The sequence below is a fragment of the Vibrio sp. L5-1 genome (assembly GCF_021728315.1).
Classification (GTDB): Bacteria; Pseudomonadota; Gammaproteobacteria; order Enterobacterales; family Vibrionaceae; genus Vibrio; species Vibrio splendidus_K.
On the sequence record NZ_JAKKCQ010000008.1, the window covers coordinates 1 to 13,964 of the forward strand.

The 13,964-nt window shown below is 43.4% G+C and carries 12 protein-coding genes; 4 read left to right on the forward strand and 8 right to left on the reverse strand.

The genetic code is table 11. From position 1 onward, the window contains the following. Nucleotides 1-242: 242 nt before the first annotated feature. From L3V35_RS21165 to L3V35_RS21180, 4 genes are all read right to left on the reverse strand, one after another. Nucleotides 243-791: an RNA-binding S4 domain-containing protein gene (locus L3V35_RS21165; protein WP_237289003.1), complete on the reverse strand. Its 549-nt coding sequence runs from the start codon at nucleotides 789-791 to the stop codon at nucleotides 243-245. A 214-nt stretch (nucleotides 792-1,005) separates the two neighbouring features. After that, a complete protein-coding gene (locus L3V35_RS21170) occupies nucleotides 1,006-1,680 on the reverse strand; it encodes a DUF1868 domain-containing protein (RefSeq protein WP_017111901.1) in 675 nt (224 codons plus the stop codon). A gap of 21 nt (nucleotides 1,681-1,701) precedes the next feature. Continuing rightward, on the reverse strand, nucleotides 1,702-2,826 hold the full coding sequence (locus L3V35_RS21175; protein ID WP_065205985.1) for an ROK family transcriptional regulator: 1,125 nt from the start codon (nucleotides 2,824-2,826) through the stop codon (nucleotides 1,702-1,704). Between the two features lie 80 nt (nucleotides 2,827-2,906). Then, a complete protein-coding gene (locus L3V35_RS21180) occupies nucleotides 2,907-3,734 on the reverse strand; it encodes a glycerophosphodiester phosphodiesterase family protein (RefSeq protein WP_237300586.1) in 828 nt (275 codons plus the stop codon). A 240-nt stretch (nucleotides 3,735-3,974) separates the two neighbouring features. Here L3V35_RS21180 and L3V35_RS21185 point away from each other — a divergent pair, with 240 nt between their 5' ends. The 4 genes from L3V35_RS21185 to L3V35_RS21200 are packed head-to-tail and all read left to right on the forward strand — an operon-like array spanning nucleotide 3,975 to nucleotide 7,866. Then, complete coding sequence (locus tag L3V35_RS21185) at nucleotides 3,975-5,045, forward strand: ABC transporter ATP-binding protein (RefSeq protein WP_237300587.1); 1,071 nt, start codon at nucleotides 3,975-3,977, stop codon at nucleotides 5,043-5,045. Continuing rightward, the gene (locus L3V35_RS21190) at nucleotides 5,042-5,908 is read left to right on the forward strand and encodes an ABC transporter permease (RefSeq protein WP_237300588.1); all 867 of its coding nucleotides are present in this window, start codon (nucleotides 5,042-5,044) and stop codon (nucleotides 5,906-5,908) included. The genes L3V35_RS21185 and L3V35_RS21190 overlap by 4 nt, the downstream gene beginning before the upstream one ends. After that, nucleotides 5,908-6,753: an ABC transporter permease gene (locus tag L3V35_RS21195; protein ID WP_237300589.1), complete on the forward strand. Its 846-nt coding sequence runs from the start codon at nucleotides 5,908-5,910 to the stop codon at nucleotides 6,751-6,753. Before L3V35_RS21190 ends, L3V35_RS21195 begins: the two co-directional genes overlap by 1 nt. Before the next feature lie 15 nt (nucleotides 6,754-6,768). After that, on the forward strand, nucleotides 6,769-7,866 hold the full coding sequence (locus L3V35_RS21200) for an extracellular solute-binding protein (protein WP_065205980.1): 1,098 nt from the start codon (nucleotides 6,769-6,771) through the stop codon (nucleotides 7,864-7,866). A gap of 113 nt (nucleotides 7,867-7,979) precedes the next feature. Here the strand turns inward: L3V35_RS21200 and yejF are convergent, their stop codons facing one another. From yejF to L3V35_RS21220, 4 genes are read right to left on the reverse strand one after another with little or no spacing between them, the layout of a single operon-like run. Further along, on the reverse strand, nucleotides 7,980-9,623 hold the full coding sequence (yejF, locus tag L3V35_RS21205; RefSeq protein WP_237300590.1) for a microcin C ABC transporter ATP-binding protein YejF: 1,644 nt from the start codon (nucleotides 9,621-9,623) through the stop codon (nucleotides 7,980-7,982). Nucleotides 9,624-9,632: 9 nt separating this feature from the next. Beyond that, the gene (locus L3V35_RS21210) at nucleotides 9,633-10,655 is read right to left on the reverse strand and encodes an ABC transporter permease (RefSeq protein WP_054547001.1); all 1,023 of its coding nucleotides are present in this window, start codon (nucleotides 10,653-10,655) and stop codon (nucleotides 9,633-9,635) included. 31 nt (nucleotides 10,656-10,686) lie between these two features. Then, the gene (locus tag L3V35_RS21215; protein WP_004730359.1) at nucleotides 10,687-11,775 is read right to left on the reverse strand and encodes a microcin C ABC transporter permease YejB; all 1,089 of its coding nucleotides are present in this window, start codon (nucleotides 11,773-11,775) and stop codon (nucleotides 10,687-10,689) included. A gap of 12 nt (nucleotides 11,776-11,787) precedes the next feature. Then, complete coding sequence (locus tag L3V35_RS21220; RefSeq protein ID WP_237300591.1) at nucleotides 11,788-13,683, reverse strand: extracellular solute-binding protein; 1,896 nt, start codon at nucleotides 13,681-13,683, stop codon at nucleotides 11,788-11,790. Nucleotides 13,684-13,964 lie beyond the last annotated feature (281 nt).

Consider the following 13,964-nt stretch of genomic DNA (forward strand, 5'->3'; position numbering starts at 1 on the left):
ATCTTCAATGGTCTCGTGTGCCATTGCTAATTCTTGTTCAAGCATAAAAAATCCCCATCAACATTGTTGATGAGGATTATCTTCTAACTGCAGGATCGTTCAAGTCTTCTTAAACGATCGGCATTACACTAGATAGTGAGCCTTTTGATATCTGCTTAACGCAAAACCGAGGTTTAACGTTGCTTGTTTTTTAAACAAATGGTTAAAAAAATAGTTTTAGAGCAGCCGTTTAGATCTGTAGTTTAGAAGAATTCGATAGAATTACGGCCGCTTTTATCATCACGTGTTGCCTTTGGCGCATCCGCTTTCTTTTTCGGTTTGTTTTCTTTCTTCTTCTCTTTTTTCTCTTTCTTTGGTTCAGCCGTTGCGCTTAGCATTTCTGCTTTGCTTTTCTTAGATTCTTTCTTCTTAGAATCCTTTTTAGACTGAGCTTTCTTCGCCTTGTTGTCTTTTTTAGGCGCTTCTTTCTTTTTCGTTTTTTCTGATTCTTCTTGTACTGGCTGATCACACACCACTACATAATACTCTTGGTTGAATTCAAAGAAGTCGCCATCGTACATTTTACGACGTTTACGAGTTTCTAATTCACCATTTACCGCAACATAACCTTCAGAAATGATGTGCTTAGCTTCACCGCCACCACTCACTAGGTTAGCAATTTTAAACACTTTGTAGAGCTCGATTGGCTGTGATGAAACATCGATACCAATTGCTTCAATCTCAATCTCTTCGCCTTCTTCTCCAAGCTCTTGGCCTTCGTAGTCAGCGTCTTCGTAATGTTCTTGGTCCATGGTGACCTCTACCTAAGTATGTACTTCTGAAATATTGGGCGCAGTGTAATCTTAAAACAACAAAATGACCATGCCCGATTAATCTATACGATTTTATATTGTAAGTGCTTTCAGTCCACCACTGATACTCAAAAACAAAAAAAGCTCATGCGCAATACCATCGGCGCATGAGCTCAAATCAGATAAAGGTCTTAATGATTCTTTAAACGTAAAACTAAGATAGACTGATAACAGGAGTAAATTTAAACATATCTTGGAAGGTACAAAATTCCACAGGGCCATGCGTCAAAGAGCCAAACGATTGAGCTAGACGCTCACCAATACGCTTCGCAGTTTGTTGTAATTCAATCTTATCTTGCTCTTCCAACTCTATAACGCGATAGCTCAAGGTAATATGAAAGTGATAGTCATCGAAATCAGGCATATTGATACCGGTGGCTGCTTTTAACGCTTCACGACACTGCTTAAGTGCTTGAGTAGAGTGCTCGTTAGCCGGTTTAATACGAATCGCAGTACCGCCAATCGGGCAGTTGTAAACGTAGTCATACATCATTTCAAAACCGCCTTGCGCACCGACTTGGCTTGCTTCAGTCGCGAACAAGTCGGTTGTTTCCGAAAGATCAGCAGCTAGGTCTAGTTTCGATGTCCACTTATGCGCTTCGCGAATTTGATCGCAAACCCCTTCAAATACCGTCATGTGCATACTTGAAATAGGCAAGAAAGAAAATTTGTCACCACAATTCATTGATTTAAGTTGGTCTTGCGCCCAACGTAATTCGTCAATCAAAGGCAACGATTGATCAAGGTGACAAATAAAAGTATTGCCAGGGAATGTTCTTACGCTTCCATCTTCATGGAACTTCACACCCACACTTGGTGCATATTTCATAACAATTATCCGATGTTTTTATTAAATACCTAGCGTGCGAAATACTGGGAACATGCATGCTCCATAGGTATTTAGCGACGATCCAATTTTTGAAGGAGAGAATTGAGCCATTGCATATGAGCGTTCAGCTTCTTCCCAAACCTTATCTAATGCGACTTCATCAATAATGGCTTGGCTGATATGTTGAGGGCAAGAACCACCAATCACTATACAATCTGGGTCGAACCAACCTAAAGTGACAACTAACATGGGCTTAAGCTGTGCTGCGGCAAAACGCACCCATTTTGATACCACAGGGTTATCTAACCCCGGAATATCTTCAGGGCCATCCACTTCCAGTCCTGATGCCGCCAGTTGATCCAATAAGCCACGAATAGTAGGCTTATTTTCTTCGCCAAGCAGGTTGAAGTATGTGCCGATTTCACCCGCATTATGCCGACTGCCTCGGTAAAGTTTGCGGTTGATGATCGCACCGCCCCCCACACCATGACCTAACTCAAACAGCACCATATTTTTTACTTCTGGCCACTGACCAGAATAAAACTCACCTACAACAGCAACATTACAGTCATTATCGATCCAGACTGGCCATTCAAATACGTCACCAAAGATGCTTGCTAAATCGACCCCTCGCCAATGTCCCATCTGAATAATAGTACGAATCGACTTACCATCACCTTCAGAAGGCCCAGGCATAGAAACACCAATCCCCAATATGCGTGCATTTTGGATTTTATGTTTATCAACCAATACGTCTATTTGAGCCTTAATGTTCTTAAGTACATCTATAATTGGCGCATCTTCGGCGTAATCGATGGTTTCAGTATCAATCACTTCACCGCAGAAGTTTGCCAAAGCGACTTCAATTCGGTGAATATGGAAAGCGATACCAAATGAAAATGCTGCGTATGGGTTCAACTGCAACGGAATGATGGGCTGGCCACGACCGACTTTTTCTCTTGGTCCTTCTTTAATCATGTTCATTGCCAGTAACTCTTTAGAAATACTGGTCACAGAGCCACTACGCAAACCTGTTTTTTCAACAATTTTTGCGCGCGATACCGAGCTATGCTGTCGACAAACCGCCAGTAATTTCTTCTGTCCTGGAGTCAATTCTAGTTGTAATGGTTTTATCGGAGTTAACATGTTCAGTTGTTCTCTATTTATGGTTCAATCAATTTATTAGGCGGTGTCGCATGATGGGTTCATCAATAACAAAGTCGGATTTAAATCGCTTCCATACCGGCTTCATGTACTAGCTCTTTCAACATATCAATATCGTCGTGGCTAATCATATCAATGAGGCCTTCGCTCAACCATTGAATAATTTCACTATGTACGTCGTAGCCATAATATTGATTAAACCATTGAGTTGGTTTCATATTTTTGTCTTTGTTTGGCAAATACAGACGTGTGGTTAAACCTGAGCTTTTATAACCTTCGAGTACACTTCGCGTTGTATAAGGGTATTCCACACACACAGCAGAAGCATTCGATTCCAATACGGCATTTAATTGATTTTGGTAGCGAGCAAGCGTCACCACTTGTAGCTGAATGCTTGGTACACACTCTTTCACAAGGTTAACTAACGTATGATCAAATCCCAACAATTGGATGTGATCTAGTGCATTCGGAGTTTGTTCAATTAATACCGTAAGCTTTTCTGCAAAGCGCTGGTGATTGCGCCGTTGCTTTACCTCAACCACCAGCCCGACACCCTGTTTAATTGCCCACTCAAGCACTTCACTAAACTTAGGAATCGAAGTCTTTTCAAATGACGCATGGAACCAACCACCGAAATCCAACACTTCTAATTCTGCTAACGTCATTTGCTCAACATAACCGCACCCATCAGAAGTGCGGTTAACGCTTGGATCATGAATTACCACCAGCTCTTCATCTGCTGTCATCGCGATATCAATTTCAATACAGCTGGTATTTCTCTCAACAGCGCTAATAAAAGCAGGCATAGTATTTTCAGGGCAACGAATGCAATCGCCTCGATGGCTATTTACTAGAACTTGTCCTTTTTTTGCCACATCAAAACTGAACATAAAACACCACCAATTAAACTACTTAAAAAAGTTTAATATAGAATAGCGAGATATTACGCTTACTGTCAATGAAGAAGTACTTACAAAGACTAAAAATAAAAAGCCTTTTGAAACAATTGTTTATTAAACTTTCCGTGATCGATGAATGATTTTTACGCGAAAAAACTCGATCGATAATAAAACTGAAATAAACTACAAATAATCTATCTGGAAATTTAAACTTTTTGAAAAAGGTTAATCATGGCAATTTTGGAACTTCGTTCTGTCACGAAAACTTATGGTGACTTTTACGCATCAAAAGAGATCTCATTCTCTGTAGAACAAGGCGAGTTTGTCACGCTACTTGGCCCAAGTGGTTGTGGTAAAACAACATTGCTGAAAATGATTGGGGGATTTCAAACACCGACATCCGGTGAAATCCTGATGAACGACCGCGTTGTGAATCAAATCCCTCCAGAGAAACGTGAAACAGCAATGTGTTTTCAATCTTATGCTTTGTTCCCACATTTAAGTGTTTCCCACAATATCTGCTTCGGTATGGTTCAGCAGAAGATCGACAAGAACGAACAAAAACGACGTTTAGCAGAGATCTTGTCTCAGGTTGGCCTAATTGAACACAAAGACAAATTGCCAGCTCAATTATCAGGTGGTCAACAACAGCGTGTCGCTCTGGCTCGTGCAATGGTGACTCGCCCTGACATCATTCTATTTGACGAGCCTTTATCCAACCTTGATGCAAAAATGCGTGAAGGTGTACGTTTCGAAATTAAGGAACTGCAACGCCAGCACAACCTAACGTCTATCTATGTCACACACGACCAAGCTGAAGCGTTAGCGATGAGTGACCGAATTGTAGTACTTAACGGCGGCAACATTGAACAAATCGGTACACCAGAAGATATCTATTACCGCCCTGCTAACCGCTTTGTCGCAGACTTCATAGGTGCTGCAAATATCCACCAAGCCTATGTGGAGCGAACTTCGGAAAACAACCAATATCGTGTGAGTTGTAACATGGGTGAATTTGTCATTGAATCATCAGAAAAACCACAAGCCAGTGAAGTTTTTGTTTGCTGGCGCCCTGAAGATGCAGAAATTTGTAAAAAGGGTGAAGCCAATAGCTTTGAAGTTAAAGTCGAATCATCAGCTTTCCAAGGCAATAACCTAGATGTGTTTGGGTGGGTTGGGGCTGAAATTCCGCAAAAAGTCCGTTTACAACTAAATGGTCGTGTTTCCACTCATAAAGGTGAAACCATTCATGTAAAACTTCCTGAATTTGGCATTCGCTTCTTAGAGGGAGTAAGCGCATGAATCTAAAACCCTACTTATTGCTGATTCCCGGAGTTGGCACCATTGCCTTACTCATGGGAAGCGCGCTCTACGTGGTGGTCGCGCAAAGCTTTGGTATGTTCAGTGTCATGGGCGAAACTAATGCAACTCTTGAATACTGGCAAACGACTCTAAGCGATCCAATTTTATGGCGCTCAGTAGCTTACTCGCTAAGAACTTCAGTGCTCGGTACATTAGGCGCTGTCATGCTGGCCTACCCGATTGCACTTTGGTTACACAAACCTATGCCGGGTAAACCTGCCATTATCGGTGTTCTCCGTGCTCCTATGTTTGTCCCGGGGCTTGTTGCTGCGTTCTTATTAATGAACGTGATTGCTTACCACGGTATTTTCAACGAGTCATTATTGGCATTAGGCATTATTGATAAGCCCATGCGTATGTCTAACGACAAATTCGGTTGGAGCATTGTCGTCCTACAAATTTGGAAAAACTTACCTTTCGCTTTGATTCTAATCAGCGGTGCCATTGCTAGCATTCGTGGAGACTTAATGGATGCAGCTTTAGATTTAGGCGCGACGCGTTGGGCAAGATTCAGTCAGGTTATTCTTCCGTTAACTATCCCTGCGTTACAGGCTTCTTCTATTCTGATTTTCATTGGTGCACTGGGCGATTTCTCATTTGCATCTGTCGCTGGCTCACGTAGCAGTTACTCTTTAGCGATGCTGATGAACATCACAGCAACTCAATATTACGAATGGGAAAACTCCGCTGTCATTGCCATGGTTATCATGCTGCTTGCCGGCTTGTCTGCCGTTGTTCTGACTTTACTTACTCAGCCATTTGTTACACGTAAAAGCGTTGTTGTAGATATGGAGAAATCATAATGAAACGCCTTCGTAACCTAACTAACACCCAATGGGTCATGTTGATCTCAATTAGCTTCTTTGTGTTAGTGAATTTGCTTTGGCTCGGTGTGCCATTTGCTATGGCTATCATTTGGTCCCTAGTCGATCCAAACCACCCGTGGAGCTACCCTGACTTATTCCCACAGGTACTGTCTTTTGGTCGTTGGATCGAAGTATGGGAAACCACTTCTCTACCAGAAGCCCTACGTAACAGTTACTCTGTTGCTCCTGCCGTTGCTATTTTAACCATCACTCTTGCGATGCCGACCGCGTACGCGTTTGGACGCATGGAATTTCGTGGTAAAAAACTGGCCGAGATGGTCTCCCTACTCCCTATGGTTATGCCATCAATGATTTTGGCGGTATTTTTTAGTGCAATGCTGTTAGAGCTTGGATTAACCGACCCATACGTCAACATTGTCATTGCACACACGGTGCTCGCACTGCCCTACGCAATCCGTATTTTGTCTGCCGGATTTAAGGCCATCCCACAAGATTTGATCGATGCTTGTGCTGATATGGGCGCGGGTAAGTTTGGTACCTTTAAGCACGCATTCTTGCCTATGCTTAAACCAAGCCTGCTTGCATCATCCATCTTTTGCTTGGTGATCAGTATTGAAGAGTTCAACATGTCTTACGTACTGGGCGCACCTGACTTTATTACCGTTCCAACCATCTTATATTCATTTTTGGGTTACTCATTTATCAGACCTGATGCTGCCGTTGTATCACTGATTCTAGTCATTCCAAATGTACTACTAATGTTACTAATTGAACGTTTATTGAAAGGAAACTACTTGTCTCAATCGACAGGTAAAGCTTAATTTCGTGAGGATACAATGAAAAAAACTCTACTAGCAGCACTACTTAGCACCACAGCATTTTCTAGTTTTGCATACGATGTAAATACAATGACGTGGGATGAAATTGAAGCTCAGGCAAAGGAAGAAGGCTCAGTGACTTTCTCGGTTTGGTACCTACAACCTGGTTGGAGAAAGTTCGTCAAAAGCTTTGAAGCAGAAACTGGCATCAAGGTTCGCATCCCAGAAGGCACTCACGATGGTAACCGCAATAAATTGCAGGCTGAAAGCCGCCGCGACAAAGGCTCTATGGATGTCGTAGCGCTTGGTCCAACAGCCTTGAACACGTTCAAACTGGAAAACACGCTGCTAAGCTTGGATAAGCTTCCAGAAATGGTCAAACTGAACCAGACAGCTGAAGGGATTAATTCTAAAGGCTATGGCGTAACGTTCTGGGGTAACCAAACGGGGCTAGCTTACGACCCTAGCCGTATTAGCGAATCTGACCTACCCCAAACATTCGAAGAGATGGAAAGCTACATCAAAGGCAATCCTATGGCATTTGGTGTCAATGATCCTAACGGTGGCGGCGCAGGTCAGCGTTTTATCGAATCCAGCATCCGTCATGTGTCGGGTGATTTTGATATGACCAACAAACTAGATAAAAAAGTCGTGAAGTCATGGGCTCAAACTTGGGATTGGTTTGAAGCTAACGAAGAAGACATGCTTATCACAGCATCCAACGCAGACAGCCTAACGCGTATTAATGACGGTGAAATAACACTGGCACCAGCATGGGAAGATCACTTAGCCGGTTTACAAAAACGCGGCGCAATCACAGATCGCATTAAGTTCTATATCCCTGAATTTGGTATGTCTGGCGGCGGTAACTTCGTCACGGTAGCGAAAAACAGCCAGCATCAAGCGGCATCACTGGTATTTATCAACTGGTTAACGTCAGCAGAGACACAAACGGCCTTGAACGCAGAGTTTGGCACGGCACCACAACACCCAGATGCAGACTCTTCTAAGGCGCTGATTTCGCAAGATATGCGAAACAACTCAACAGAACCGTTTAACTCTGAATACAGTGCTTACCTGAAGAAGCAATTCACTCGTAATGTACTGATGCGCTAAATTAGATGTTTTGATGCAATGCTTAGCCTTCATCAGTAACTAAAATCAAAAAAGAACGATACGTTAAATATCGTTCTTTTTTTTGTTCGGCATCGTAAAAATATTGAATTAAATCAGCTTATGTTAGATAGCGAAACCAACTGCTGCGTATATTCATGCTTGGGGTCACTAAACAAAGTCTCAGTATCCCCCTTCTCAACCACCTCACCGGCTTTCATGACGATGGTGTAATGACACAAGGATTTCACGACATTCAAATCATGGCTGATGAATAGATAGGTCAGACCGTACTTTTCTTGAAGTGACTTCAGCAAATCCAGAACTTGAGCTTGAACGGTTCTGTCTAGTGAGGACGTAGGTTCATCTAACAAGATAAACTCTGGCTTAAGAATCAAAGCACGAGCAATAGCAATACGTTGCCTTTGACCGCCAGAAAACTCGTTCGGATAACGATGGCGAGTCTCAGGATCGAGGTCGACCTCTTTCATTACTTCACAGATGCGTTGGTCGAGTTCATTCTCATCCAATTGTTGATGCACTAGCAAGCCCTCACCAATCACCTGGGCGACTGACATTCTTGGGTTCAGCGCAGAAAACGGATCTTGAAATACAACTTGCATGCGACTTCGAAATGGCAACATTTGTTGTCGATTTAAACCTTGAATTTGTTCATTCGCGTAAGTTATTGAACCTTCACTCTCCACCAACTTCAATATCGCCATACCGGTTGTTGATTTACCAGAGCCACTCTCTCCAACTAGGCCTATGGAGTGCCCTTTTTTCAAGGTGAACTCCATATCGGTCACTGCCTTTATATGCGAAATTGTGCGCTTAAATAAGCCCCCTGTAATGGGGAACCAAACACGAAGTTGGTCCACATCAAGCAAAGGCTTACTGTCAGGAGAAACAGGTACTGGTAACCCTTTTGGATCAGAGTTAATCAGCTTTTGCGTGTAGGGATGAGTAGGAGCATTGAATAGTGTTTGGCAATCGTTGCTTTCAACTAGCCGCCCATCTTTCATGACCGCGACTCTATCAGCAATTTTACGAACAATACTCAAATCATGGGTGATAAAAAGCATCGCCATACCCAGTTCTTGTTGAAGGTCATTCAGAAGATCGAGAATTTGCGCTTGCACCGACACGTCCAACGCAGTTGTAGGTTCATCTGCGATAAGTAGCTCTGGTTCGTTGATTAATGCCATCGCTATCATTACACGTTGACGTTCACCACCCGATAACTCATGAGGGTAAGCCGATATTTTTTGTTCCGGGTAACGAATCCCAACCTTTGATAGCCATTCTATAGCCAAGGCTTGCGCTTTGTTGGTTCGCATTCCTCGGTGAATAGATAGAGTTTCAACCAATTGCTTTCCGACTCGATGAAGCGGATTCAATGAAACCATTGGCTCCTGGAAAATCATGCCAATGCGGCCACCACGAATCCCGCGCAACTGTCTTTCTGAACAGCTCAGGATATCGGTACCAGAGAAATTGATCTTACCGTTTAAGTAATGCGACGAGCCTTTAGGTAACAGTTTTAAAATCGAGTTAGCCGTGACCGACTTACCTGATCCACTCTCTCCTACTAGTGCTAGCGTTTCACCTTTGTAGATCTCTAGAGAAACATCTTGCGTCACTTGTTCTATCGAATCTTTTCGGCCGAAACCGACAGACAGTTTATCTATGGTCAGAACTGGAGATGCGTTAGAAGCCTCTGCTGTTGACCCTGAAGTAGGAACTGTATTTGAAGTCATAACTTATCCTTACTTCTGTTGATGTGGGTCGAAGGCATCACGTACCGCTTCACCTACGAAGACGAGTAACGTAAGCATCAAAGAAAGTACGACGAAAGCAGAGATGCCAAGCCAAGGCGCTTGTAAGTTCGCTTTACCTTGCGCCAAAAGCTCACCTAACGAAGGAGAACCTGCAGGCAAACCAAAGCCCAAGAAATCTAATGAGGTTAACGTGGTGACCGAGCCAGAAAGGATAAATGGCATCATGGTTAACGACGCCACCATCGCATTTGGCAGCATGTGGCGAAGCATAATGCGTTTATCATCAACGCCCATCGCTTGCGCGGCTCGCACATAATCAAAATTTCGACAGCGTAAGAATTCCGCTCGCACGATGCCCACTAGACTCATCCAACTGAACAACACCATAATCCCGAGCAACCACCAGAAATTAGGCTCGATAAAGCTAGACAAAATAATCAGCAAGAACAAAGTCGGCATACCAGACCAGACTTCGATAAAACGCTGCCCGAGCAAATCGATCCAACCACCGTAATAACCTTGTGTCGCACCGACGACGACACCGACCACGCTAGATACAATCGTCAGAATAAAACCAAATAGAACGGAAATACGGAACCCATAAATGATACGAGCCAATACATCGCGCCCTTTGTCATCGGTTCCTAGCCAGTTCACTGAATCGGGCTCTGATGGCACCGCGCCTGAAATATCGAAGTTTATCGTGTCGTAGCTAAACGGAATGATTGGCCACACGATGTAGCCGCTGTCTTCAATGAGTTCGATAACATATGGGTCTTTGTAGTCGGCTTCGGTTTCAAATTCGCCACCAAACTCTGTTTCGGCATATTCATTGATAACAGGTACAAACCACTGATTATCATAAGAAACCAAAAGTGGTTTATCGTTGGCAATGATCTCAGCGAACAGGCTCAAGCCAAACAAGATGGTAAATATCCAAAGGGAGATAAAACCACGCTTGTTTGCTTTAAAACGTAACCAACGAGCTTCAGCTAAAGGGTTGTTAAACATTTATTATCAATACCTTGTTATTCATTCGCCATTAACGCGCTTCAAAATCAATTCGAGGATCAACCCAGGTATACGTCAGGTCGGAGATAATGCTCAGCACCAAGCCTAATAAGGTCATGATATATAGAGAGCTGAACACCACTGGGTAATCTCGCTGAATGGTCGATTCAAAACCAAGTAGACCAATGCCTTCGAGTGAAAACATCACTTCAATCAACATAGAACCCGTGAAGAAAATACTAATAAACGCGCTTGGAAAACCGGCAATAATGATCAACATAGCGTTACGAAAAACGTGCTTGTAGAGAATACTGCTCTCGTCCAAGCCTTTCGCTCGCGCGGTCACCACATATTGCTTATTGATTTCATCAAGGAAGGAGTTTTTGGTCAGCATGCTGAGTGTGGCAAAGCCGCCGATAACCATCGCAAAAATAGGCAAAGCCAAATGCCAGAAATAGTCGCCAATTTGCTGATACCAGTTGAGCTGGTCGAAGTTACTCGACACGAGTCCACGCAATGGGAACCAACTGAAGTAGTTACCACTCGCGAACAAAATAATCAGGATAATCGCAAACAAGAAGCCCGGTACGGCATAGCCAACAATGACCACAGCACTCGACCAAATATCAAAGCGAGATCCGTGATGTATCGCTTTCATGATGCCTAAGGGTATCGAAATCACATAGATGATTAACGTACTCCACAACCCTAAAGAAATGGAGACTGGCAACCGTTCGATGATTAAATCAATAACGTTGCCGCCTTTAAACAAGCTTTCGCCAAAGTTAAAGGTCGCGTAGTTTTTCAACATGTCGAAGTAGCGAACATGAATCGGCTTATCAAAACCAAACTGCTTTTTGATCTCTTCAACCACTTCAGGATCAAGCCCGCGAGAGCCTTTATAGCCACTGGCAGACGCTTGGTCACTTTCACTTAAATCAACTTCTTGTCCACCACCAGAAAAGCGTTCCATGATTCCAGAGTTATGCCCTTCTAACTGAGCAACGGCTTGTTCTACCGGACCTCCTGGGGCAATCTGGATAATGAAAAAGTTGATGGTGATGATCGCCCACAACGTGGGGATCACCAACAGTAAACGCCGAAATATATACGCGGCCATGCTAACTAACTCCTAGCGACGTTTTTCAGGAAGCAATGCCGCCTTCTCTTCTGAAATCCACCATGTATCAATGCCTAAATCGTATTTAGGTAATACATCTGGACGCTCAAACTTGTCCCACATTGCAACGCGATATTCACCAACGTGCCATTGAGGGATGTTGTAGAAATTCCACTGCAATACACGGTCAAGTGAACGACCTAGTGTAAGAAGCTTTTCAGGATGCTGTTGGTTACGCGCAATTTCTTCTGTTAACGCATCAACCACCGGATCCATCACACCTGCAGTATTGTAAGTAGAATCAATGTAGTTAGAGTTCCAAACAATCATTAAGTTCGGGCTAGGATAAGGGTTTGCAGAAAACGATGAAGACACCATGTCGAAATCACGATCACGAAGACGCTTGATGTACTGAGTCGTATCGATAGTACGAATCTTCATCTCGATGCCCATACGCTTGAGGTTCTTTTGAACCGGCGTTGCAATACGTTCCGTAGTTGGGCTGTAAATCAACAACTCAAATGACATCGGCTTGCCGGTCTTTTCATTGGTCATCACTTTGTCTTTCAGTACCCACCCTGACTCTTTCAATAACTTGAAAGCGGTGCGCATTTGGCTACGAATACGGCCGCTGCCATCGGTTACTGAAGGTTGAAATTCTTCAGTGAAGACTCTCGGTGGGATTTGATCTTTATACTGAGAAAGTAACTCGACTTCAGCTTCGCTTGGTAAGCCCTTCGCTTCATAGTCAGTGTTTTGGAAGTAACTACGAGTACGTTTGTACTGACCGTAGAACATGTTCTTGTTCATCCACTCAAAGTCCATCGCGTAGGTTAACGCTTCTCGAACTTTAGGATCAGAGAACACAGGAGATTGAATATTGAAGACAAAACCTTGAGTCGTCTCTGGCTTCTCGTGGTTGATCTCTTCTTTAATGATGTAGCCTTTGTCGAAGTTTGCGCCCGTGTAAGAGTTGGCCCAGAACTTAGCCGAGTTCTCGGTTCGAAGATCGAACTCCCCTGCTTTGAAGGCTTCCAGCATTACGGTGTCGTCACGGTAGTAATCGTACTGCACTTGCTTGAAGTTATTACGACCAACGTTGACTGGTAGGTCTGCTGCCCAGTAGTTTTCATCTAGGCCGTAGGTAACACTTTGCCCAGATTTATAGCTGATGATCTTATAGGGACCACTACCGACTGGTGGCTCGCTTAGAGGCTCAGACAGTTTTCTGTCTTTCCAGAAATGTTTCGGCAATACACGAGTGCTTTGCGCAAAGCTGAACAGTTTTTCGCGGTTTGGATGGTTCATTTCGATACGAACAACCGAATCAGAAACAGCCGTTACTGACTCGATTTCTTTGTAATACACGCGATATTGAGGCACACCTTCTTTTGAAAACTTATCAAAGGTGAAGGCAACATCGTGCGCGGTAATAGGTTCGCCATCTTGGAATTTAGCATCTGGGTTGATGTCGATTTCCATCCAAGAGAAGTCGCTTGCGTAACGAATTTTGGAAGCGATCAATGAATAGTACGCATCAATCTCGTCGCTCGGAGAAAACATCAAGGTATCGTAGATTTCCCCTGTATAGCTGGCTGCAACGCCGCGGGAACCGAATCGATTAAAGCTATCGTAGGTACCTATGCTGCCATAGGTCACTTTACCTTGCTTTGGCGCATCAGGATTAACGTAATCGAAGTGAGAAAAGTCGGCAGGATATTTTGCTTCACCAAAACCGACCAATCGAGTGGTTTCAATAACGGTAACAGCAGGAGTTGATTGGGTATCAGAAGCGTAAGTAACGGAGGGGTGTAAAACAATAAGCGGCAGCATGACTGCACAGGTCTTCAAATTAGACCTGAAAAACTGAGTGCGCTGCGAGGCTTTGCGTCGAAAAACTGTTCCCATTTGACTCTCCCTTCAAATGTCATGAATTCGATATTAAGTTAATTAATCGGCTTTGAATACATGCCGTTAAATCAAGTATAGGTTCAAATCTAACATCATGTAATAACTAATAAAACCATCAGCACCCTAACTCTTACCGTTTATTTACAATTAACTCGTCACTACTCGAATTTATTTGATGACGCAGGCTAAAACTGCGTCACAATAATCTCACTAACGTAAAGACAGAAACGTCACTGACTTTGATTGGCCTAATTAATCAAACTTAACCCCCAAATAAT